Below are 20,761 nucleotides of genomic sequence, written 5' to 3' on the forward strand. Positions count from 1 at the left end.
ATATTTAAAGGTGATTTCTCTATTTATGAATTTTCCTTTGGTAAATCTTCAGGATGTATTTTTACTACTTTTCCGTCTTCTGAAATCACCAAAGGTGTATTTTTATGCTTTTTGAATTTAAGCATTTTTTCATAAGCTCCTTCAAGCCCCTTGGCTATTTTATCTTCTAATTCCTGTAACTGTTCCTTAACTCCCATAATACTTTTTTATTAATTCATTCCAAAGCTCTTGGTCTTTGATAATTCTTTCATCATTAGCTCCTTCGGCTATAAAATTAAAGCTTTTTTCTGAATTATCAACTAAAATCCATTTATCCACAATAGCTATATACCTTTGAAACAAGTTTTTCAAACCATTTTCATACCGTCTTCTTATAACGTTTTCTGGTATATTGTGTCCGCCTTCCATTACTCTGATTTTTACTCTTTCTATAGCTAATTCTTGTGAATCCAATCTTAAAAACAACAGAATAATTTCATATCCATTCGCTTTGGCTTTCTTTATAAAACTAACGTAACTTTTAGTTGATAACGTTGTTTCTAATGCAAAAGTCTTGCCATCATCCAATAATTCATTAATACGATTCAACATAATCCTACCAGCATGAAAAGCTACCATATCAGGATTGAATGGTGAAAGCCCTCTGGCTATTTCATCTGCGTTAACAAACTCGTTACAATCAAATATTTCAGGTAATATCGTATATGAAGCTGTTGTTTTTCCAGCTCCATTGGGTCCAGCTATTATATATAGTCTTTTCATTGCCACAAATATAGTATTAATTATATCGCCATTTTCTCCATCGGATGATGAAATTCCAGCTTTTTCTGTAAATCATCAATACTTTTAAAATCATACCGCTGTACACTGGTTACATATCGATAACCACCTAAATACTGCGCTTCCCTTAATCCCAATTCCTTCACCCAAATCGTTACCCTAGACTGTTTTAGTTGCTGAAAATCCCTGATATAATGGAACTCCTGTTTCAGTCTGGTTATCATTCTGCCTAATGCACCATCTAAATTAGTTGCTACGCCCGAACTAAAAAACAAATTATTGGTTTCGCGTCTGAACTGTTTTAGCAGCATTGGTCTAATATCATATATATAATTTGACAAATGCAATATCTGTTTTGGGTGAAGGCTAATCCATCTTTCATTTGAAATAGTGGTTGCTGGCACATATAAGCGTCCTTCTTCCAAATCCAAATAGTTTAGCTGTAACGACTGTAATTCTTTGCGTTGTAATCCCAAAAACACCGTCGTACCCAACGTACACCTATCGCGTTTCTGTACCAATGTATTAGCTTTGGTTTCGCGGTAGGTGGTCTTTAAAAATTCTTCGTCCAATAACTGTGTTGGTGTGGTTTTATCGTTTTTAACCAGATGCGCCATAAGCATCGGATTTGTTTTCATACCAATACTATGGTTAAAATGTGTTATGATACCTTTATAACCTTTTACGGTGGAATGTGCATCACCTCGTTGCTATCTATAGGCTATAAAATCGTAGCTTTCCTGTAAGGTTATTTTTTTAGGTTTGATGCTACTATCCTTTAACCAATCTAAATAGCTGTTTAGGCTATTCTTATAGCCCGTACAGGTTCTGTACTGTAATCCTAAATCGTTTAACGCATAGCGTTCAAATTTTCTTATTAACTTATCTCTATCCATAATACTCGTGTTTTAAATGGGTATATATCATGGTGCTATCCAAGTTTCGATGTCCTAGGAATTGTGCTATATCCTGTAACGGTAAAAATCTATGTAAGTGGGTGGCAATTGAATGCCTCCGCAGATGGCGTGTGATTTTCTTATCAATACTAACCTTTTTATTTAACTTATCCATGATTTTAGCTAATGTACTATTTCTGATGGCTCTACCTTGTTCTGAAATAAATACACTTGTTAGCGTACTATTGGAATCTAGCATACGGTTTCTAACATTAAACAGATAATCTTCGATGTGTTGTTGCGCGTTTTTCGTCATAGGAATATCTCTAGCATATCTTGTTTTGGGTTCCTCTATGTGGATTCTACCTTTATTCGGGTCAATATCATTCATTTCCAATGTTAATAGTTCTTTTCTACGCAATCCGCAACCATATAGCAAGCTAATAATGGCTTTATCTCGAATCCCATGGATCCGATTGTCGCATGCGTTAAATACTTCTTTTACTTCATCTTCTAACAGAATAACTTTTGGTGTGGTTTTACTTTTAATAAGTCGGATGCGAATACCACTTTCTCCTTTACCAACTTCTACACCTGTTAATCCTACATGCGAATTCTATAAAACATAATACAGATTCACGATGTTTCATCAAATAACCATCTGACGTACCGCCAGCTTTGGTTTCCAGTGGTCTGTTTCGCAAATACTCAAAATACTTATTTACCAACTTCTGGTTTATCTGGCTTAGTTTGGTTTTACCATTTTGTTCCGTGTAATACAAAAACTCTTTTACCAAATTGGTTTTTAATGTATTGCTGGTCTGTGGATGCACCTTGTGTTTGCAACCTGATTCTAAATTTCTCTAATCCGTTTTGAAACTCTACATTTTCTAATTTTAACTTTTTCATCTTTTCTTTTTTCTAATTCTTTAATAATTTTTATAGAGGTCAGTATTTAAATGCGTATCTTATTGCTAATAAATATATTGAATTATGGACATATTTCAAGGTCAAAATCTTCTAGATTTCTCTGATCGCTTCAAAACGGACGATAATTGTAAAGAATATTTAGCTCAAATCAAGGCTAAAATTCCTTTTAAATGTACTAGGTGTAATCGTACAGCTTGTCAAACTCTCATTGATTATTCTCGTCAATGTAATATTTGTAGACATACAGAATCTGCTACTGCTGAGACACTTTTTCGCAAAGTAAAGTTTGGTGTTCGAAAAGCATTTTTCATTTGTTTTGGGATGGCCACAAGCACAAAAAGTTTATCAGCGAGTTATGTGGGAGTCCGTTATGGTATCACAGAGAAAACGGCTAGATTATTTATGTTAAAAATTAGAGAAGCAATGTCTTCTAGTGGAAATAATCCAATGGATGGAGAAGTTCATGTAGATGAATTTGTACTTGGTGGTAGAGAAGAAGGAAAAACGGGTAGAAGTTATGATGGGGGGAACTAATCTATGGCATTTTTTAAAGGCGTACTTTCGTTTTTCTTAGAAGTGCTTCAAAAATTTATTTAAAAGAACGTATGCTTTTTCAAGCCTTGTAAATATAGTATTTTCTTATAAATCCCACGGCACGCCAACCCAAATATTTTGTACCAAAACAGCCCTTGTTTTGGCATGCCTTCCCTTGCCACGATATGTTACATAATTGGCATTATAAGTCCGCTCCGCACAGTTTTTAACCCTTATTATTTTTTGCTGTTTAAAAACTGTCGTTATAATGTAAATTATGTAAAATACTTCCTTTCGCCTGACTTCCGACGCTCGGTTTTGAACTTCAATTGATGTTTTTGGATTTGATTTTAAAAGTTTATGAATACTAACGCCTTTCAGTTGTTCCATTCCAATAAATGAACAATCCCAACCGCATAAAACCACTTCGTAGATTGTTCATTTATCGGAACGTTTTCAGAAGCATCAAACGTTTTAAAAAGATGAAGATTTACAAGCCTATAATTTCGGGTTAAGAAACGACCTTAATCAATCTTCATCTTTTTAAAATGAGATAAACGATAGTGCGTCAGCTTTTGTGTTCTGAAGTTTCTGATTTGTTCGGATGTTTCTTTTGTGTTCTGAAGTGAGCGTGGGCAAAGCTGGACATTTTACATAATAGCAGTTATAGCTATCGCCCGTAACAATAAAAAATCGCCGAAGGCAACCAAAAAGGAAAGTACTATAACTTCTATTATGTAACTTGGCTTGGGGTAATTTTTGGCTTTTTAGCGGTGGATACAGCTCTTTGCTTTTTTGTCGATAACCGACTTTTAAATAATAAATTCTATTGCAAAAAAGCAATGTGCTGTAATAGTTCGGATAGACAAAAATTACATTTAGCGGTGGCGCGCGGAACAAAACAAAAGACAGAGGGTTTTTGCTTTTCGCAAAAAACTGGGTTTTGTTTTGTGGGGATTATTTAATGTTCTAAAGGTTCTCTTTTTGTGTGTCGAACTCGTAATATTCTAATTTCAGATTTTGTTATTTGATAAGCGATTCGATAACTATAAACTTCAAAAGCTCTAATTGTGCCATCGTTATTTTTACGATATTTATCAAGTGGATAAATCTCTGGATTATGTTTTAGATTTTCTGCTTTATCGAAGATTTCTTCACGTACTTTTTTAGCAGATTGTAATGATTCTTTTTTGATGTAGTTGTAAGCTTTATTTAGTTGTTTTAAAGCTATTTTTCGCCAAACAACTTCTACCATTGACTTGCTATTTTCCGAGCTTCGTCTTGCGTGTAAAAATTTCCATTTTCAACATCCTCAATAGCTTCGTCAATTTCTTTATTATATTGCTCTAAACTAATTCTTTTAGGCTCTTTGGCTTCTTTATTTATAATAGTTTCTAACTTTTCAAAAAGCGTTTCATTTACATTAAATAGCTTTTGTATAAACTCGTATTTTCTTGCTTCTAAATCCATGATATTTTTCTTTTTACTAATGTAAAGATACAATTTCTGTTCCATATTTCTTAATTTATCCTATTGGGTGGTATTTATTAATGTCTTCTTGTAAATCGTCTAAATCATTGATTAAATAGGCTTCTGTTGAACTTACATAGCGATGTCCAGCCATATATTGTACTTCTCGGAGATTGTAATGTTTTAACCATTGTGTAATAACACTTGTTCGTATTTGATGCACGCTTTCAATGTTTCTGTTCAGCTTTTTTAACTTTGGTAAGAACTTACTAATGATGTTATTGAACTTTGTACTTACTCCAAAACTGGTAAATAATAAATCGGTGTCCTTTCCTGTTTCTTTTAAAATGGCTTTCCTCGTTTGTAACGTATATTCCATAAAATCTAAGATTTGATGTGATTCCAGTTTTAAGGTTCTTTCGTTACTGTTTCGTGTGCCTTTTATAAATATATTTCCTTCTCTAAGCTTTAAATCCTGTATTGTTAATTGTGCTAAATCGGTACTGCTTAAACCTTGATAGACCAATAAACTTAAGATAATTTCATTGCGTTTTTTGGCCAGTTTTTCTGATTCAATACTTTTAAAATCATTATATAGTTTCTCTAAATCTTGTTTGTTTAAAACATTGTAAAGTTTTCGCCTTTTAATGCCTTTAATATTCACGTTTGATGTTGGATTATCATTCCTAAACTCTCTTTCTATAAGCCACTTAAAATAGTGTTTTAAGCTGTTCATGGTTTGTTGTATGGAACGCTGTTGCAAACCTCGATTTTTTAGACTTTGAACATAGCTAATGATTTCATTATAACTGCTTTGTTCAACTTCTATTTGGTTATTTTCTGCCCAAACAATGTATTGCAATAAACCTTTATTATAACTTTTCGTAGTTTCAGTACTGTAGCCTTTTGAGAGTAGATAGTTTTTAAATGTTCCCATTTTGTTCTGCTAATAAATGTGTGTAAATCTGTGTCGATTCTAAAGAACTGTGTCCTAAAAACCTGCTTATCTTTTCTAATGACATGCCATTTTGAAGTAGATGTGTTGCGATGCTATGACGTAATACATGCAGTCTTAAATTCTTTTGTTGTAATGCTATATCGTTGGTTCGTTGTTGCAACAGCTTTAAACGGATTGCCATACTTTGGGTTTGCATACGCACACCTTTTTGACTTATAAAAAGGGCATCTTCTTTTTTGTCGTGAACGATTATTGGTCTCCAATCGTAAACATATTGTTCTAAGTATTTTAAGTTAGTTTTATTGAGTGGAACAAAACGTTCTTTATAGCCTTTTCCTTGTTTTACGTGCAATATTGATTTATCCCAATAAATATCTGACAGGTTTAAATGATAGCCTTCGTTTCTTCGTAAACCACAACCATAGAAAATGGTTAATATCGCTCTGTCTCTAGCGCAGAATGGTTCCCATTTGGTGTTTTCGTGATAACCGTAGGTTGATTTGTAAAGTAGCTGTATGTCTTCTATAGTTAGGATTTCTATTTGTGTAGTACTGTTGTTTTCCCAATCTATGGTTAGTATGGGTAAAATCATTCTTCCACTTTGGCGCAGGTATTCCGTAAACTTATAAAGCGCCTGTAAATGTTTGTTTAAATAGGCGTTGCTTAAGCCACCGCCTTGACGTTCATTTCCTCTTATTTTTAGGTTATTGTAATAGGATTTAATGATTTGATTGTCGAGTTGTTTGATATCATTGATGTTGTGTTGCTCCAGGTAATAAAACAGTTCTCTAATGTGATTGGGAAGATTGTAAACCGTGGTTTCTGCATAGCCCAAAGTGTCGAGCCATTCTCTAAAACTCTTTTCAATGTATTGGAAGCTTTCGTTTTTAAGTGTTAGTTTCTTCATGATTTGCGTGTCGAGGCTCTCGACTTTTTATAGTCCACTTATACTTTTTTGTGGAACTGCGGAACGGTTGGTTTAACTTGCTGTTTTTGTTTTGGTTAACCGTTCCATTTTAGTTTTGGAACGCTTTGGAACGGTGGAACGCTCAATATCCTTTAAACAATCTTCTAAAACGGTTTGTATTTGGGCTTCCAATTCTTTGTATTCCTTTTCATTAGTTAGTTCAAAACGATTAGTTTGCTTTCCTTTTTGTACAATTGTCTTAATCAAACAACTATCGTTTAATTGTTTATGGTAACGCCATTGTGTGGTTTTGGGAAGTCGTAATTGTCTGCGGATTTCCAAAGCGGTAAACTGTTTTTTCTTTTGGGCTTTTAAATAAGTTTTAAGGCTTTCCAAATAGTTTCGGCAACTTCCTGTAAGTTCATCACTTTTACGTAGTAACACTTCCTTTAAAAGCATATTTGCATTAGATATATCTTCCAAAGTGGTTTCAATATATTCTTCGCCTGTTTCTTTATCAAACTGTCTTTCTCGTTGAAATTGATAGTAAAATGTAATGGCTTCTATAAACTGTAAATAATGGTTATTGGTTCTTCGTGGTTTAAATACGGATTGTGGAAGATTGAGTTTATTGGCAAAAGGATTTCTAACGGTTATCGGTTTTAAAATACGTTGTGTATTTTGTAAAAATTCTTGGAGTTCTTTTTGCTCGTAAAAATTGATTTCGCCACTTGATATTTGGCGTTGATACTGCATTATTTTTTCGTCTTGTTCTTGGCTTTCATCCAAGTAGAGCAGGAAGCTACGGTTTGCGTTATCTTCATAAATATGCTCCTTTGTGGTACAACCTGCAACGCATACAGGACCTTCCACCACTAAATATTTGGTTTTGGTTTCGCCTTTATTGTTCTTGCTTGCTATCGTTTTTACTATTCTTTTTTTAGTTTGTAGTTCTCGAAGTGGGTAAAGTGCATTTTCTGCTCCATCCAAATCCTCGATTAAAATAACTTTGTGTTTCAGTTCTTGTTTACCGAAGTAATAAAAAGCGTTTTCACTCAATGTGGTTATGCTTACTCGTTCTTCTTCTGGAATGAGCTCGCCTACTTTTTCTTGTAAATGGGTTTTTCCTGTTCCGCTACTTCCTAAACTTACTATATGTAATAGTTGTTCTCGTTTTCTGCTTGTGAAGATGATATACATTAACAAACGGTTTATTTCTTCTCCTATTACACCGCTTTTTCCAATGAGTTCGTTGGTTTTGGTTAGTAAATCGTTTGATTTAAGGAAGCTTTCAGCTTCTTCGATTTCTCCTAAATTCAGTTTCCTGAACTTTGGCTTTAAGGTTTCTTCTTGCTCTTTTATTTTTTGCAATCTGTAATTCTCCAATATTTCCGTGAGTTCGCTTAAACTTGCCGATATAATACTTGTGCCTATTTCCAAACGTTCTGCACATTTTCTTATGAACTTTTCCAGTTGGGTGTCGTTATATAAATCTAGGTTGTGTCTTACTGGTGGACGTACACTATTGTTTAGTTCTATTTTTAAAGTGGTTCGCATTCTGTCTAAGCCTTCTAATCGAACACCTCCCAAAACGGTTAGTTTTAATAGGTCGTTTTCGTAAATGAGTTGTTCTGGATTGTCGGATTGAAGTTTATTTGCCATTTTGTTGATAAATTTATTTTCTGACCTATTTATCACAAAACTAAAACATTTATCAGATTTAAACAAGATTTATATACCTTTGTTATGATATTTATATCATCTATATTTGTTAAAACCTTATTATATATAGCATTTTAACGACTTTTAAGTATGACTTTAGGAGAACATATCACACAATTGCGTAAACAGAAAAAACTGTCCCAAAACGATTTGGGTAAAAAAGTTGGAACTTCTGGAGATATTATTGGACGTTACGAACGTGATGAAGTAAAACCATCGATTGAAGTAGCTTCTAAGATTGCAGATGTTTTAAATGTGTCTTTAGACTTTTTGGTTGGTAAGGTTGCTGTTGAAGTGGATAGCGAACTCTTAAAACGTATTATTGATATACAGCAAATGAATACTGAAGATAAAGATCATATTCTTTACACCCTTGATGCGCTTATTAAATCTGTAAAATTTAAGGCTATTGCTTAAAAAAAGCCTTTACATTGCTGTAAAAGCTTTCTGTTTTATTTTTTCTTACTCGTACCGCCACTAGTTTTTAAACTAGCGGTAGCGGGGGGATTATTTGGTTGGTAAAACCGAACTATTAATTGATGAAGCTATTTCCAAAAGGGTTCTAACCATACAAAAGTTTCCTGAAGAAGACCGCAAACATATCTTATTCGCTATTGATGCCATGATTAGAGACACAAAAGCTCGTTTAGCTTATTCATAAAAAAAAGCCCTTACATCTCTGTAAAAGCTTTTTAAAATTTTAGTTTTTGCCACTCTTTTTTACTCACTCTTGCCGCCACTAGCTACAACCTTAAATCCGTAAGTCTATCTACATTAGGTTTAAATTGGTTTTGTTTTCAAGGAAAAAGGAACAATTTTATTTAGATGCGGTATTATTATATTTTTATACCAAACCTACAATTAGGTTTTTTAACATAAGCTATAATGAAGACAATAAGTACCTACCCAAGTTTTATTGGTTTTTGTTTTTTAGTAAATAAATCCAGAGGTTTTTTGTATTACTTATGTTTTAAAATGAATATTGCCATATATTCTTAGCTTATATTGTCTGGATGTTTTAATCCATTTTGCAGGGACTGTAATGAACCTAAAAATAAATTTCTTTATTCTAAAATTTGCTTTTAAAAACTTATATTTTTCAGAAAAAAGCGTAATAATATGATGATATAAATTTCTACAAATGGCTGTAAATATCATAAAAACAGTATTTTGCTCTAGCTTAGAAAAAGGCAGGTTTTTCCATCCAAAATCATTTTTTAAAACGTCAAATTCTTTTTCAATTGTTCCTCTTTGATTATAAAAATATACCACATCATCACAACTCTTTTGATTGTCATTAGTAAGAATAGCAGAATAGAGATAAGCCTCATTTGTAAATAAGTTTATTTGCTTATCGTTTCTTTCAATTTTAGAGACTATTAAGCGATGTGTTTTTAGTGGTTTTTTAGATTTTGACTCTCTATGAGTCTTAATAAAAGGTTTATACTGGATTTCTCCGCGATAGATTGTTTCAGTAGCTGTTTCTATTTTTTCCCAATGTTGTATATCATTAATTGCCCTAGCCACAGCAGCATTCATACGTGCTTTTATATAAAAATAATCTGATTTCTGTTCTACTAAACACAATACCTTATACAAATAAGAAGCACTATCTGCTCTAAATGCTTTAATTTTTATATCCTGTTCATCCAAGAGATAAAACATTCTACACAGAGTTTCCTCTTGTAAAGTCCTAGGGTTACTGTTGCCGTTTCTATTTTCTAGATAAACAACGTTGTTACCAATAATCCCTACTCCTAGGCAGTATCCATATTCCTTTTTGTATGTGTTGGCACTATCTGCTTTGTTATTAAATATCAAAGTGTTATCATAATCAAGAGTTAACTCTTTTGTTGATAAGGCATTTAAAATAGTTAATATCTTTAAATTAAGCCTATTGAGGTCTTGATTCATACTGAATTCATGTATACGCTTTCCTCGTGGGCTTTTCAATAAAACTTTGTTTTTTGATAGTTCTTTGAATCGATCTAGAATCCTATCTGGGCTAGGAACTTTTAGAAACCGGTTACTTTTTAAATGATGATGAAAATTACCTGCTAAGTCTTCTATACAATCACCACCGCAGAAGTATATCGACCAAAAAGAAAACAATAAATCTTTCCATGAATATTTACATTGATTAGGTAATAATGGTAAATATTCTTTTAATAAATCACCTATCTTTTTGTTTTCAAACTCTTCTAAAACAAAATTTAGACCTCCGAAAGGACTTATGTGAGTAGAATTTAGTATTTTCATCTTTAGTGTTTTGTGAAACACCAAGTTAGGTGAAAATACTAAAAACCGCAAACCTTTTATTTATGAGACTTTGCGGTTGTTTTTTATAAGAAACTTACGGATTTAAGGTTTTAAACTAGCGGTAGCGGGGTCTCGAAATCAGGTTTTTAAGTTTATAATTAAGTCTTTTAAATTAATTTCTATTGGAGTCATTCCCCAATCGTTATTATTTTCTAGACTAGCATTTAAGTTTAGTTTGATATTATGTTCATTTTTTTCTGAAAAAACCATATTTAATTGTTTAACAAAATATCTATGTTTGCCTAAACTCAAAAAATTCTGATAAGGGTATTCGATATTAAAATTATAAGAAGTATTACACATTTCTTCAATAGAATGTATCTCATCAAGAATTTTTCTAAATTCAAACCTAAAATCATAACCATTAGAATTACCTATTATAACTAAATTCCATTCAAATTTTCCAGAAAGTGACTCATACCTTTTATTCAATGTAGTATTTTCTATTAAGGAATTTTTGTCATTTACTATTATCACTTTGTTTTCCATATCGTTTTTATAACATCATCACTTAAAACACCTGCTTCTTCTAGCAATTTAATGGTAGCTTCAAACTGTTTTGGGTTAGGTAAATAATGCCCACTTCCGTTTGTGATTTTTATGATTTTTCCATTTTTAATAACCATTCCCCCTGCATGTTGAACATGACTTGCAGCTCCAGACATATGTGAATGTCCTTTACCAATAAAAAGTTTTCCTGCATGGTCAACAACGAAATCTACCCATTCTCCTTTAGTGTCTACTAGTCTAGCCACTCCATCATCCCCTTTCGAAAGGATATGCTTTGCAAAAAAACCAGCAGCTTTTTTAATAAAGTTGTCCCCAGCTTGAGGTAAAGTCGACTTAAGAGTAATTACTCCAATATCATCAGATATACTAGCAGCTGCACTTGAAATTGAAATAGACTTACTTGTAATCGATGGTACAGGAACACCACCTACAAGCCAAGCTCCTGCGAATGTATTTACAAATGCTCCTGCAAAATGTAATATCTCACCATTGAATTCATTTATATGAAGGTTGGTTAAATTAATTACATCTTCTGCGGTTCCATGCTTAAGAGCTATTTTAAACATTTCTTCATAATATTCTCCCTCTTTTGTGCCTTTTTGTTCAAAATAATATTGCCTTTTTGAAAAATCTAAAAGTTGAGAAATTATTGCTGAATTATCCGAGATAGCCTGAACCCATGGATTTTGATACAATTCTTTAGAAGGTGCATTATTTAGAACTTTTGCAGAACCATAATGTTTGTGTAATTGCCAATAAACGATAGCTGCATATTCTTGATGAGCTTCAATCTCGGTAGCCTCAAGCCCTTCTAGTTCGACACGGTCAATCACCCTGTTTTCAGAAAAAGCATAAGGGCTATTCCAAGGATATTTCCTTTCCAACGGGTCAATCGCAAAGAATCGTCCAATCCTTGGGTCATGCATTCTGTATTTGTAATTCAAGTTATTCCCTTCTCCTTTAACTTCATCATCCTTCTCTTGTCCTTGGAAGCCGTATCTATATGAGTCCGAGCTACCATGCCTATTGGGTAGCAGCATACCAAAGGGGAACTAATCTATTGCATTTTTTAAAGGCATGCTTTCGTTTTTCTTAGAGCCTGCTTCAAAAATTTATTTAAAAGAACGTATGCTTTTTCAAGCCTTGTAAATATAGTATTTTCTTATAAATCCCACGGCACGCCAACCCAAATATTTTGTACCAAAACAGCCCTTGTTTTGGCATGCCTTCCCTTGCCACGATATGTTACATAATTGGCATTATAAGTCCGCTCCGCACAGTTTTTAACCCTTATTATTTTTTGCTGTTTAAAAACTGTCGTTATAATGTAAATTATGTAAAATACTTCCTTTCGCCTGACTTCCGACGCTCGGTTTTGAACTTCAATTGATGTTTTTGGATTTGATTTTAAAAGTTTATGAATACTAACGCCTTTCAGTTGTTCCATTCCAATAAATGAACAATCCCAACCGCATAAAACCACTTCGTAGATTGTTCATTTATCGGAACGTTTTCAGAAGCATCAAACGTTTTAAAAAGATGAAGATTTACAAGCCTATAATTTCGGGTTAAGAAACGACCTTAATCAATCTTCATCTTTTTAAAATGAGATAAACGATAGTGCGTCAGCTTTTGTGTTCTGAAGTTTCTGATTTGTTCGGATGTTTCTTTTGTGTTCTGAAGTGAGCGTGGGCAAAGCTGGACATTTTACATAATAGCAGTTATAGCTATCGCCCGTAACAATAAAAAATCGCCGAAGGCAACCAAAAAGGAAAGTACTATAACTTCTATTATGTAACTTGGCTTGGGGTAATTTTTGGCTTTTTAGCGGTGGATACAGCTCTTTGCTTTTTTGTCGATAACCGACTTTTAAATAATAAATTCTATTGCAAAAAAGCAATGTGCTGTAATAGTTCGGATAGACAAAAATTACATTTAGCGGTGGCGCGCGGAACAAAACAAAAGACAGAGGGTTTTTGCTTTTCGCAAAAAACTGGGTTTTGTTTTGTGGGGATTATTTAATGTTCTAAAGGTTCTCTTTTTGTGTGTCGAACTCGTAATATTCTAATTTCAGATTTTGTTATTTGATAAGCGATTCGATAACTATAAACTTCAAAAGCTCTAATTGTGCCATCGTTATTTTTACGATATTTATCAAGTGGATAAATCTCTGGATTATGTTTTAGATTTTCTGCTTTATCGAAGATTTCTTCACGTACTTTTTTAGCAGATTGTAATGATTCTTTTTTGATGTAGTTGTAAGCTTTATTTAGTTGTTTTAAAGCTATTTTTCGCCAAACAACTTCTACCATTGACTTGCTATTTTCCGAGCTTCGTCTTGCGTGTAAAAATTTCCATTTTCAACATCCTCAATAGCTTCGTCAATTTCTTTATTATATTGCTCTAAACTAATTCTTTTAGGCTCTTTGGCTTCTTTATTTATAATAGTTTCTAACTTTTCAAAAAGCGTTTCATTTACATTAAATAGCTTTTGTATAAACTCGTATTTTCTTGCTTCTAAATCCATGATATTTTTCTTTTTACTAATGTAAAGATACAATTTCTGTTCCATATTTCTTAATTTATCCTATTGGGTGGTATTTATTAATGTCTTCTTGTAAATCGTCTAAATCATTGATTAAATAGGCTTCTGTTGAACTTACATAGCGATGTCCAGCCATATATTGTACTTCTCGGAGATTGTAATGTTTTAACCATTGTGTAATAACACTTGTTCGTATTTGATGCACGCTTTCAATGTTTCTGTTCAGCTTTTTTAACTTTGGTAAGAACTTACTAATGATGTTATTGAACTTTGTACTTACTCCAAAACTGGTAAATAATAAATCGGTGTCCTTTCCTGTTTCTTTTAAAATGGCTTTCCTCGTTTGTAACGTATATTCCATAAAATCTAAGATTTGATGTGATTCCAGTTTTAAGGTTCTTTCGTTACTGTTTCGTGTGCCTTTTATAAATATATTTCCTTCTCTAAGCTTTAAATCCTGTATTGTTAATTGTGCTAAATCGGTACTGCTTAAACCTTGATAGACCAATAAACTTAAGATAATTTCATTGCGTTTTTTGGCCAGTTTTTCTGATTCAATACTTTTAAAATCATTATATAGTTTCTCTAAATCTTGTTTGTTTAAAACATTGTAAAGTTTTCGCCTTTTAATGCCTTTAATATTCACGTTTGATGTTGGATTATCATTCCTAAACTCTCTTTCTATAAGCCACTTAAAATAGTGTTTTAAGCTGTTCATGGTTTGTTGTATGGAACGCTGTTGCAAACCTCGATTTTTTAGACTTTGAACATAGCTAATGATTTCATTATAACTGCTTTGTTCAACTTCTATTTGGTTATTTTCTGCCCAAACAATGTATTGCAATAAACCTTTATTATAACTTTTCGTAGTTTCAGTACTGTAGCCTTTTGAGAGTAGATAGTTTTTAAATGTTCCCATTTTGTTCTGCTAATAAATGTGTGTAAATCTGTGTCGATTCTAAAGAACTGTGTCCTAAAAACCTGCTTATCTTTTCTAATGACATGCCATTTTGAAGTAGATGTGTTGCGATGCTATGACGTAATACATGCAGTCTTAAATTCTTTTGTTGTAATGCTATATCGTTGGTTCGTTGTTGCAACAGCTTTAAACGGATTGCCATACTTTGGGTTTGCATACGCACACCTTTTTGACTTATAAAAAGGGCATCTTCTTTTTTGTCGTGAACGATTATTGGTCTCCAATCGTAAACATATTGTTCTAAGTATTTTAAGTTAGTTTTATTGAGTGGAACAAAACGTTCTTTATAGCCTTTTCCTTGTTTTACGTGCAATATTGATTTATCCCAATAAATATCTGACAGGTTTAAATGATAGCCTTCGTTTCTTCGTAAACCACAACCATAGAAAATGGTTAATATCGCTCTGTCTCTAGCGCAGAATGGTTCCCATTTGGTGTTTTCGTGATAACCGTAGGTTGATTTGTAAAGTAGCTGTATGTCTTCTATAGTTAGGATTTCTATTTGTGTAGTACTGTTGTTTTCCCAATCTATGGTTAGTATGGGTAAAATCATTCTTCCACTTTGGCGCAGGTATTCCGTAAACTTATAAAGCGCCTGTAAATGTTTGTTTAAATAGGCGTTGCTTAAGCCACCGCCTTGACGTTCATTTCCTCTTATTTTTAGGTTATTGTAATAGGATTTAATGATTTGATTGTCGAGTTGTTTGATATCATTGATGTTGTGTTGCTCCAGGTAATAAAACAGTTCTCTAATGTGATTGGGAAGATTGTAAACCGTGGTTTCTGCATAGCCCAAAGTGTCGAGCCATTCTCTAAAACTCTTTTCAATGTATTGGAAGCTTTCGTTTTTAAGTGTTAGTTTCTTCATGATTTGCGTGTCGAGGCTCTCGACTTTTTATAGTCCACTTATACTTTTTTGTGGAACTGCGGAACGGTTGGTTTAACTTGCTGTTTTTGTTTTGGTTAACCGTTCCATTTTAGTTTTGGAACGCTTTGGAACGGTGGAACGCTCAATATCCTTTAAACAATCTTCTAAAACGGTTTGTATTTGGGCTTCCAATTCTTTGTATTCCTTTTCATTAGTTAGTTCAAAACGATTAGTTTGCTTTCCTTTTTGTACAATTGTCTTAATCAAACAACTATCGTTTAATTGTTTATGGTAACGCCATTGTGTGGTTTTGGGAAGTCGTAATTGTCTGCGGATTTCCAAAGCGGTAAACTGTTTTTTCTTTTGGGCTTTTAAATAAGTTTTAAGGCTTTCCAAATAGTTTCGGCAACTTCCTGTAAGTTCATCACTTTTACGTAGTAACACTTCCTTTAAAAGCATATTTGCATTAGATATATCTTCCAAAGTGGTTTCAATATATTCTTCGCCTGTTTCTTTATCAAACTGTCTTTCTCGTTGAAATTGATAGTAAAATGTAATGGCTTCTATAAACTGTAAATAATGGTTATTGGTTCTTCGTGGTTTAAATACGGATTGTGGAAGATTGAGTTTATTGGCAAAAGGATTTCTAACGGTTATCGGTTTTAAAATACGTTGTGTATTTTGTAAAAATTCTTGGAGTTCTTTTTGCTCGTAAAAATTGATTTCGCCACTTGATATTTGGCGTTGATACTGCATTATTTTTTCGTCTTGTTCTTGGCTTTCATCCAAGTAGAGCAGGAAGCTACGGTTTGCGTTATCTTCATAAATATGCTCCTTTGTGGTACAACCTGCAACGCATACAGGACCTTCCACCACTAAATATTTGGTTTTGGTTTCGCCTTTATTGTTCTTGCTTGCTATCGTTTTTACTATTCTTTTTTTAGTTTGTAGTTCTCGAAGTGGGTAAAGTGCATTTTCTGCTCCATCCAAATCCTCGATTAAAATAACTTTGTGTTTCAGTTCTTGTTTACCGAAGTAATAAAAAGCGTTTTCACTCAATGTGGTTATGCTTACTCGTTCTTCTTCTGGAATGAGCTCGCCTACTTTTTCTTGTAAATGGGTTTTTCCTGTTCCGCTACTTCCTAAACTTACTATATGTAATAGTTGTTCTCGTTTTCTGCTTGTGAAGATGATATACATTAACAAACGGTTTATTTCTTCTCCTATTACACCGCTTTTTCCAATGAGTTCGTTGGTTTTGGTTAGTAAATCGTTTGATTTAAGGAAGCTTTCAGCTTCTTCGATTTCTCCTAAATTCAGTTTCCTGAACTTTGGCTTTAAGGTTTCTTCTTGCTCTTTTATTTTTTGCAATCTGTAATTCTCCAATATTTCCGTGAGTTCGCTTAAACTTGCCGATATAATACTTGTGCCTATTTCCAAACGTTCTGCACATTTTCTTATGAACTTTTCCAGTTGGGTGTCGTTATATAAATCTAGGTTGTGTCTTACTGGTGGACGTACACTATTGTTTAGTTCTATTTTTAAAGTGGTTCGCATTCTGTCTAAGCCTTCTAATCGAACACCTCCCAAAACGGTTAGTTTTAATAGGTCGTTTTCGTAAATGAGTTGTTCTGGATTGTCGGATTGAAGTTTATTTGCCATTTTGTTGATAAATTTATTTTCTGACCTATTTATCACAAAACTAAAACATTTATCAGATTTAAACAAGATTTATATACCTTTGTTATGATATTTATATCATCTATATTTGTTAAAACCTTATTATATATAGCATTTTAACGACTTTTAAGTATGACTTTAGGAGAACATATCACACAATTGCGTAAACAGAAAAAACTGTCCCAAAACGATTTGGGTAAAAAAGTTGGAACTTCTGGAGATATTATTGGACGTTACGAACGTGATGAAGTAAAACCATCGATTGAAGTAGCTTCTAAGATTGCAGATGTTTTAAATGTGTCTTTAGACTTTTTGGTTGGTAAGGTTGCTGTTGAAGTGGATAGCGAACTCTTAAAACGTATTATTGATATACAGCAAATGAATACTGAAGATAAAGATCATATTCTTTACACCCTTGATGCGCTTATTAAATCTGTGAAGCTTAAGGCTATTGCTTAAAAAAAGCCTCTACATTTCTGTAAAAGCTTTTGTTTTTATATTCTGTTTACTTACTCGATACGGCACTAGTTACAAACTAGCGCTAGCGGGGGGGAACTACAAAAAAATCTTTTTCTAAAAAATAATTAAATGCAATAACTCTAGTTGAATCTTTATGAGGTTTTAAATAATTTTTTTCTTTCATTTTAATCAAAATTGAGTTATTACCCAAAATAGTAGGTGTATAATAAAATGAAAATAATATAGTGTCATTAATTTTACTTGAAGGAGGTAATACAGAATCACATTTTTTATCAAAATCCCTTCTCATTTCTAATAATTTTTTCTTTGGACTAAATATAAGACAAGCATCAATTACTTTAAAATCTTCATCTGTAAAATTAATACTATCATTAAAAGGATGAAAAAATGCTATTTCGATTTTTTGCTTTTTATTTAATTTTAAAGTATCACTTAAAGTTATTTCCACAAAAGCATTATCAGAAGAGGTTTCTTTATTATCTATATAACTTTTAGAGTCTTTTTTCTCCACAAGATTACAACTAGCCAACGCAATAAACAATAAACAACCACAAAAATTAATATATATATATTTCATTATAAACTCTTATCTTTTTTTAAAACTCATCATATTTTCGTTTAAACCTAGCTTTATCTATACTGTCAACTTTCCTTTTATTTTCTTCAGTATCTAAAAAAGTTGTATCAGAAGTACTTACACTTACGCCGTATCTTCCATTTCTTATATGTATCCTACTAGCTTTCGAGCTTTCCTTTACTATAGGAATTGTTATTGTTTGCTTAGTGCTATTTGGAGTATTAAGCACACCACTTTCTCCTACAGCTTTTATAACATTAACTATTGCTTTTTTTCCATCTGCTATTTGTCCTTTAACGGTTTGTCCCTGAGGTGTTCTCTTGTCAATTTTAAACCCTCTACTTGTTGGAGCCTTAAGACTTTTATTAATACTAGTGAAAGCAAATAATCCTCCTCCTAAATCAAACCAAGCTAAAATTTCACCTTTACGACCTGCTACCCATCCATCTGTACTAAACCCTCCATCACTAAATGCAAAACCAGCTTTTGGAGTTAAAAAATCTAAAATACCACTAGACCAATTAACTGAACCGTCTTTTGGATTTGCTCTTCCTGAAGAAGTTGCTCCTCCCCAATTTATCTCAAAAGATATGGGCTTTGTCGTAAAATCTGGTGTCAATGTACCAAATACATTCACTTCATGGTCAACTTCGGAATTTAAATCACTCCAAATAGGATTATTTACATCATACATATCACTATTCCCCCAATCTCCAACATCTTTATAATAATTCTCATTTTGAGCAACTATATCTGTCCATGTAACTGGATTTTGAAGAGTATAACCATACATTAATTGTGTCAACGGGTTATTTACATCTTGAGCTATATATGTAGGTCCAACTATTCCTGGCTGTATAGTGTATCCTACTAAAATTCCATTTTGTACAATTGGTTCTAATCCCTCTAGTTCTGTAGACATTATAGGTGTATTTCCACTAAACTGATATGGAGAATACCAAGGATAACCATGTACCAATGGGTCAACAGCAAAAAACCTACCCACTCTTGGGTCATGCATCCTGTAGTTATAGTTCAAAGAATTTCCTTCGCCTTTAATTTCATCATCCTTCTCTTGTCCTTGGAAGCCGTATCTATATGAGTCCGAGCTACCATGCCTATTGGGTAGCAGCATACCAAATGGATAGTAGTCATTGCGTTTTTTCACAAAAAATCACTTTTTTTTAACGCATACCCTATATAAAAGTACCTTTCTAAAATTTTTAAGAACGTAGTGCCTTTCAGCATCATAAATATAGTACTTTATCATAAATCCATCGCAGGTAAAATCCAGTTTTTTGTAAGCAAAAAGCCTCGGCATGTTACATAATTGGCATTATAAGTTCGCTTCGCACAGTTTTTGATGTGTTATTTTTTGCTGTTTAAAAACTGTCGTTATAATGTAAATTATGTAAAATACTCCCTCTCGCCCAACTTCCGACGCTCACTTCTGAACTTCGATTACTATTTTTAGTTTTTATTGGAGAAGATTATGAAGACTAACGCCCTGCGGTTGTTGCATTTTAAAAAGCTGAAGATTTACAAACTTAAAACTTCGGGATTAGCACCTTGTCTTAATCAATCTTCAGCTTTTTAAAATGTTAGATTAAGCGACGATTGAGCGTCACGTAGTAATGACGGAACGAGTTGTACAAAAAAACAAGCAAAGAAGTAAGGCAAGCTTTTTCGCTTGATGTCTTTTTGCGACGTTTTTTTGTGCAAATTCGGTGCGATGGCTTACGAAGTAAATAAATATGTTTTCCTAGTGCGCTGGCAGAAGTGGCGGCTAAAAGCGCAAAAGCATAGCGGCAATTTTACATAATAGCAGTTATAACTACGCCCGCAACAATAAAAAATCGCCGAAGGCAACCAAAAAGGGATGCTATTATAACTACTATTATGTAACGTTGCTTGGGGCGGTTTTTGGCTTTTTAGCGGTGGATGTAGCTCTTTGTGATTGTGAGGTACGAACAATTGCAATGTGCTGCAATAGCTTGGATAGACAAAAATTGCTGTGCGGTGGCGAGGGGTGGCTTTTGTTTTATAAGGATTTTATTTTCCGTAATGATAACGACAAGCTGCGATTAACAACTGTTCGCTTTCATATTTATAAACTAAACGATGTTCTGATGTTATTCTTCTTGACCAATAACCTTGTAAATCTCCTTTTAAAGCTTCTGGTTTTCCTATGCCTTCAAAAGGTGTTCGCATACAACTTTTAATGAGTTCGTTAATTCGTTTTACTAGTTTCTTATCGACTTTTTGCCAATACAAATAATCTTCCCAAGAAGATGTAGACCAAGTTAATTTCATTTATTCAATTAAGTCTTTTTCAATGCCTTTTCCTGCTTCTAATTCTTTTATAGAGTTTAATAAAACATCTCTGTTTTTTCCTGTTAGCAGATAGGTCGTTTCTTTTAATGAATTGTATTCATCCAATGATATTAAAACGAGATCTTTACCGCTTTTACGCTTGATAACGATATCGCTTACATCATTGATTACTTTATCGAACCAATGTTTTAAGTTTGAACGAAAGTCTGTGTAATTTACTGTTTCCATAATACAAAGATAATAAAAAGTACTTAAAAAAGTACTTTTTATAT

General features: G+C 33.0%; 27 protein-coding genes and 1 pseudogene. 3 read left to right on the forward strand and 25 right to left on the reverse strand.

Annotation, left to right across the window (positions count from 1 at the left end; all coding sequences use genetic code 11):
- Window positions 1–23: 23 nt before the first annotated feature.
- The 6 genes from A8C32_RS20840 to A8C32_RS20845 all read right to left on the reverse strand — a co-directional run bounded on the left by A8C32_RS20840 (window position 24) and on the right by A8C32_RS20845 (window position 2,585).
- Entirely contained in the window at window positions 24–197 is a 174-nt protein-coding gene (locus A8C32_RS20840) for a DUF8506 family protein (protein ID WP_165605872.1), read from the reverse strand.
- On the reverse strand, window positions 187–762 hold the full coding sequence (locus A8C32_RS19385) for an ATPase (protein WP_069832021.1): 576 nt from the start codon (window positions 760–762) through the stop codon (window positions 187–189). Before A8C32_RS19385 ends, A8C32_RS20840 begins: the two co-directional genes overlap by 11 nt.
- Before the next feature lie 20 nt (window positions 763–782).
- On the reverse strand, window positions 783–1,418 hold the full coding sequence (locus A8C32_RS19390; RefSeq protein WP_069832022.1) for a site-specific integrase: 636 nt from the start codon (window positions 1,416–1,418) through the stop codon (window positions 783–785).
- A gap of 72 nt (window positions 1,419–1,490) precedes the next feature.
- Window positions 1,491–1,676 carry a hypothetical protein gene (locus tag A8C32_RS19395; protein ID WP_069832023.1) on the reverse strand — a complete coding sequence of 62 codons (186 nt, stop codon included), beginning with the start codon at window positions 1,674–1,676 and terminating at the stop codon, window positions 1,491–1,493.
- On the reverse strand, window positions 1,669–2,241 hold the full coding sequence (locus A8C32_RS19400) for a tyrosine-type recombinase/integrase (RefSeq protein WP_083253438.1): 573 nt from the start codon (window positions 2,239–2,241) through the stop codon (window positions 1,669–1,671). Before A8C32_RS19400 ends, A8C32_RS19395 begins: the two co-directional genes overlap by 8 nt.
- A 191-nt stretch (window positions 2,242–2,432) precedes the next feature.
- Entirely contained in the window at window positions 2,433–2,585 is a 153-nt protein-coding gene (locus A8C32_RS20845; protein WP_165605873.1) for a hypothetical protein, read from the reverse strand.
- 84 nt (window positions 2,586–2,669) lie between these two features.
- Between A8C32_RS20845 and A8C32_RS19405 the strand changes: the two are divergent.
- A pseudogene (locus tag A8C32_RS19405) lies at window positions 2,670–3,128 on the forward strand (IS1595 family transposase); the annotation flags it as partial.
- Window positions 3,129–3,245: 117 nt separating this feature from the next.
- On the opposite strand, the gene A8C32_RS19410 reads toward A8C32_RS19405, so the two are convergent.
- The 6 genes from A8C32_RS19410 to A8C32_RS19435 form a co-directional block, all read right to left on the reverse strand.
- Window positions 3,246–3,530 carry a hypothetical protein gene (locus A8C32_RS19410; protein WP_069832025.1) on the reverse strand — a complete coding sequence of 95 codons (285 nt, stop codon included), beginning with the start codon at window positions 3,528–3,530 and terminating at the stop codon, window positions 3,246–3,248.
- Window positions 3,531–4,101: 571 nt separating this feature from the next.
- The gene (locus A8C32_RS19415) at window positions 4,102–4,395 is read right to left on the reverse strand and encodes a type II toxin-antitoxin system RelE/ParE family toxin (protein ID WP_069832026.1); all 294 of its coding nucleotides are present in this window, start codon (window positions 4,393–4,395) and stop codon (window positions 4,102–4,104) included.
- Window positions 4,389–4,610, reverse strand: a complete 222-nt coding sequence (locus A8C32_RS19420) for a hypothetical protein (protein ID WP_083253439.1) — start codon at window positions 4,608–4,610, stop codon at window positions 4,389–4,391. Before A8C32_RS19420 ends, A8C32_RS19415 begins: the two co-directional genes overlap by 7 nt.
- A gap of 55 nt (window positions 4,611–4,665) precedes the next feature.
- A complete protein-coding gene (locus A8C32_RS19425) occupies window positions 4,666–5,547 on the reverse strand; it encodes a tyrosine-type recombinase/integrase (RefSeq protein ID WP_069832028.1) in 882 nt (293 codons plus the stop codon).
- Complete coding sequence (locus A8C32_RS19430; RefSeq protein WP_069832029.1) at window positions 5,534–6,475, reverse strand: tyrosine-type recombinase/integrase; 942 nt, start codon at window positions 6,473–6,475, stop codon at window positions 5,534–5,536. The genes A8C32_RS19425 and A8C32_RS19430 overlap by 14 nt, the downstream gene beginning before the upstream one ends.
- 72 nt (window positions 6,476–6,547) lie before the next feature.
- On the reverse strand, window positions 6,548–8,137 hold the full coding sequence (locus A8C32_RS19435; RefSeq protein ID WP_069832030.1) for a hypothetical protein: 1,590 nt from the start codon (window positions 8,135–8,137) through the stop codon (window positions 6,548–6,550).
- Between the two features lie 150 nt (window positions 8,138–8,287).
- Between A8C32_RS19435 and A8C32_RS19440 the strand changes: the two genes are divergently transcribed.
- The gene (locus A8C32_RS19440) at window positions 8,288–8,614 is read left to right on the forward strand and encodes a helix-turn-helix domain-containing protein (RefSeq protein ID WP_069832031.1); all 327 of its coding nucleotides are present in this window, start codon (window positions 8,288–8,290) and stop codon (window positions 8,612–8,614) included.
- Between the two features lie 546 nt (window positions 8,615–9,160).
- Here A8C32_RS19440 and A8C32_RS19445 read toward each other — a convergent pair.
- From A8C32_RS19445 to A8C32_RS19485, 9 genes are all read right to left on the reverse strand, one after another.
- The gene (locus A8C32_RS19445; protein WP_069832032.1) at window positions 9,161–10,456 is read right to left on the reverse strand and encodes an IS1380 family transposase; all 1,296 of its coding nucleotides are present in this window, start codon (window positions 10,454–10,456) and stop codon (window positions 9,161–9,163) included.
- Window positions 10,457–10,594: 138 nt separating this feature from the next.
- A complete protein-coding gene (locus A8C32_RS19450) occupies window positions 10,595–11,005 on the reverse strand; it encodes a hypothetical protein (protein WP_069832033.1) in 411 nt (136 codons plus the stop codon).
- Window positions 10,990–12,066 (reverse strand): RHS repeat domain-containing protein, encoded by a 1,077-nt coding sequence (locus tag A8C32_RS19455; RefSeq protein WP_069832034.1) that lies wholly within the window; start codon window positions 12,064–12,066, stop codon window positions 10,990–10,992. The genes A8C32_RS19450 and A8C32_RS19455 overlap by 16 nt, the downstream gene beginning before the upstream one ends.
- A 122-nt stretch (window positions 12,067–12,188) precedes the next feature.
- Window positions 12,189–12,473, reverse strand: a complete 285-nt coding sequence (locus A8C32_RS19460; protein WP_069832025.1) for a hypothetical protein — start codon at window positions 12,471–12,473, stop codon at window positions 12,189–12,191.
- 571 nt (window positions 12,474–13,044) lie between these two features.
- Window positions 13,045–13,338, reverse strand: a complete 294-nt coding sequence (locus A8C32_RS19465) for a type II toxin-antitoxin system RelE/ParE family toxin (RefSeq protein WP_069832026.1) — start codon at window positions 13,336–13,338, stop codon at window positions 13,045–13,047.
- Window positions 13,332–13,553: a hypothetical protein gene (locus tag A8C32_RS19470; RefSeq protein ID WP_083253439.1), complete on the reverse strand. Its 222-nt coding sequence runs from the start codon at window positions 13,551–13,553 to the stop codon at window positions 13,332–13,334. The genes A8C32_RS19465 and A8C32_RS19470 overlap by 7 nt, the downstream gene beginning before the upstream one ends.
- Before the next feature lie 55 nt (window positions 13,554–13,608).
- Entirely contained in the window at window positions 13,609–14,490 is an 882-nt protein-coding gene (locus A8C32_RS19475; RefSeq protein WP_069832028.1) for a tyrosine-type recombinase/integrase, read from the reverse strand.
- A complete protein-coding gene (locus tag A8C32_RS19480; protein ID WP_069832029.1) occupies window positions 14,477–15,418 on the reverse strand; it encodes a tyrosine-type recombinase/integrase in 942 nt (313 codons plus the stop codon). Before A8C32_RS19480 ends, A8C32_RS19475 begins: the two co-directional genes overlap by 14 nt.
- A 72-nt stretch (window positions 15,419–15,490) precedes the next feature.
- Window positions 15,491–17,080 (reverse strand): hypothetical protein, encoded by a 1,590-nt coding sequence (locus tag A8C32_RS19485; RefSeq protein WP_069832030.1) that lies wholly within the window; start codon window positions 17,078–17,080, stop codon window positions 15,491–15,493.
- Window positions 17,081–17,230: 150 nt separating this feature from the next.
- Between A8C32_RS19485 and A8C32_RS19490 the strand changes: the two genes are divergently transcribed.
- A complete protein-coding gene (locus tag A8C32_RS19490) occupies window positions 17,231–17,557 on the forward strand; it encodes a helix-turn-helix domain-containing protein (protein ID WP_069832035.1) in 327 nt (108 codons plus the stop codon).
- A gap of 82 nt (window positions 17,558–17,639) precedes the next feature.
- Here A8C32_RS19490 and A8C32_RS19495 read toward each other — a convergent pair whose 3' ends face one another.
- From A8C32_RS19495 to A8C32_RS19510, 4 genes are all read right to left on the reverse strand, one after another.
- Complete coding sequence (locus tag A8C32_RS19495; protein WP_069832036.1) at window positions 17,640–18,155, reverse strand: hypothetical protein; 516 nt, start codon at window positions 18,153–18,155, stop codon at window positions 17,640–17,642.
- A 19-nt stretch (window positions 18,156–18,174) separates the two neighbouring features.
- A complete protein-coding gene (locus A8C32_RS19500) occupies window positions 18,175–19,323 on the reverse strand; it encodes an RHS repeat-associated core domain-containing protein (RefSeq protein WP_123803494.1) in 1,149 nt (382 codons plus the stop codon).
- A gap of 884 nt (window positions 19,324–20,207) precedes the next feature.
- The gene (locus tag A8C32_RS19505) at window positions 20,208–20,468 is read right to left on the reverse strand and encodes a Txe/YoeB family addiction module toxin (RefSeq protein ID WP_069832038.1); all 261 of its coding nucleotides are present in this window, start codon (window positions 20,466–20,468) and stop codon (window positions 20,208–20,210) included.
- A complete protein-coding gene (locus A8C32_RS19510) occupies window positions 20,469–20,717 on the reverse strand; it encodes a type II toxin-antitoxin system Phd/YefM family antitoxin (RefSeq protein ID WP_069832039.1) in 249 nt (82 codons plus the stop codon).
- Between the last annotated feature and the right edge of the window lie 44 nt (window positions 20,718–20,761).

Origin of the sequence: Flavivirga aquatica, assembly GCF_001747085.1 — a bacterium.
Classification (GTDB): domain Bacteria; phylum Bacteroidota; class Bacteroidia; order Flavobacteriales; family Flavobacteriaceae; genus Algibacter_C; species Algibacter_C aquatica.

Excerpts from the sequence above, each read along its gene's own strand:
- A8C32_RS19390 (WP_069832022.1), bottom strand. The coding sequence starts at position 1,418 with ATGAAAACAAATCCGATGCTTATGGCGCATCTGGTTAAAAACGATAAA.
- A8C32_RS19395 (WP_069832023.1), bottom strand. The coding sequence starts at position 1,676 with ATGGATAGAGATAAGTTAATAAGAAAATTTGAACGCTATGCGTTAAAC.
- A8C32_RS20845 (WP_165605873.1), bottom strand. The coding sequence starts at position 2,585 with ATGAAAAAGTTAAAATTAGAAAATGTAGAGTTTCAAAACGGATTAGAG.
- A8C32_RS19440 (WP_069832031.1), top strand. The coding sequence starts at position 8,288 with ATGACTTTAGGAGAACATATCACACAATTGCGTAAACAGAAAAAACTG.
- A8C32_RS19425 (WP_069832028.1), bottom strand. The coding sequence starts at position 5,547 with ATGGGAACATTTAAAAACTATCTACTCTCAAAAGGCTACAGTACTGAA.
- A8C32_RS19475 (WP_069832028.1), bottom strand. The coding sequence starts at position 14,490 with ATGGGAACATTTAAAAACTATCTACTCTCAAAAGGCTACAGTACTGAA.
- A8C32_RS19415 (WP_069832026.1), bottom strand. The coding sequence starts at position 4,395 with ATGGTAGAAGTTGTTTGGCGAAAAATAGCTTTAAAACAACTAAATAAA.
- A8C32_RS19435 (WP_069832030.1), bottom strand. The coding sequence starts at position 8,137 with ATGGCAAATAAACTTCAATCCGACAATCCAGAACAACTCATTTACGAA.
- A8C32_RS19455 (WP_069832034.1), bottom strand. The coding sequence starts at position 12,066 with ATGCTGCTACCCAATAGGCATGGTAGCTCGGACTCATATAGATACGGC.
- A8C32_RS19410 (WP_069832025.1), bottom strand. The coding sequence starts at position 3,530 with ATGGAACAACTGAAAGGCGTTAGTATTCATAAACTTTTAAAATCAAAT.
- A8C32_RS19505 (WP_069832038.1), bottom strand. The coding sequence starts at position 20,468 with ATGAAATTAACTTGGTCTACATCTTCTTGGGAAGATTATTTGTATTGG.
- A8C32_RS19385 (WP_069832021.1), bottom strand. The coding sequence starts at position 762 with ATGAAAAGACTATATATAATAGCTGGACCCAATGGAGCTGGAAAAACA.
- A8C32_RS19465 (WP_069832026.1), bottom strand. The coding sequence starts at position 13,338 with ATGGTAGAAGTTGTTTGGCGAAAAATAGCTTTAAAACAACTAAATAAA.
- A8C32_RS20840 (WP_165605872.1), bottom strand. The coding sequence starts at position 197 with ATGGGAGTTAAGGAACAGTTACAGGAATTAGAAGATAAAATAGCCAAG.
- A8C32_RS19420 (WP_083253439.1), bottom strand. The coding sequence starts at position 4,610 with ATGGATTTAGAAGCAAGAAAATACGAGTTTATACAAAAGCTATTTAAT.
- A8C32_RS19460 (WP_069832025.1), bottom strand. The coding sequence starts at position 12,473 with ATGGAACAACTGAAAGGCGTTAGTATTCATAAACTTTTAAAATCAAAT.
- A8C32_RS19485 (WP_069832030.1), bottom strand. The coding sequence starts at position 17,080 with ATGGCAAATAAACTTCAATCCGACAATCCAGAACAACTCATTTACGAA.
- A8C32_RS19450 (WP_069832033.1), bottom strand. The coding sequence starts at position 11,005 with ATGGAAAACAAAGTGATAATAGTAAATGACAAAAATTCCTTAATAGAA.
- A8C32_RS19495 (WP_069832036.1), bottom strand. The coding sequence starts at position 18,155 with ATGAAATATATATATATTAATTTTTGTGGTTGTTTATTGTTTATTGCG.
- A8C32_RS19480 (WP_069832029.1), bottom strand. The coding sequence starts at position 15,418 with ATGAAGAAACTAACACTTAAAAACGAAAGCTTCCAATACATTGAAAAG.
- A8C32_RS19430 (WP_069832029.1), bottom strand. The coding sequence starts at position 6,475 with ATGAAGAAACTAACACTTAAAAACGAAAGCTTCCAATACATTGAAAAG.
- A8C32_RS19445 (WP_069832032.1), bottom strand. The coding sequence starts at position 10,456 with ATGAAAATACTAAATTCTACTCACATAAGTCCTTTCGGAGGTCTAAAT.
- A8C32_RS19490 (WP_069832035.1), top strand. The coding sequence starts at position 17,231 with ATGACTTTAGGAGAACATATCACACAATTGCGTAAACAGAAAAAACTG.
- A8C32_RS19510 (WP_069832039.1), bottom strand. The coding sequence starts at position 20,717 with ATGGAAACAGTAAATTACACAGACTTTCGTTCAAACTTAAAACATTGG.
- A8C32_RS19470 (WP_083253439.1), bottom strand. The coding sequence starts at position 13,553 with ATGGATTTAGAAGCAAGAAAATACGAGTTTATACAAAAGCTATTTAAT.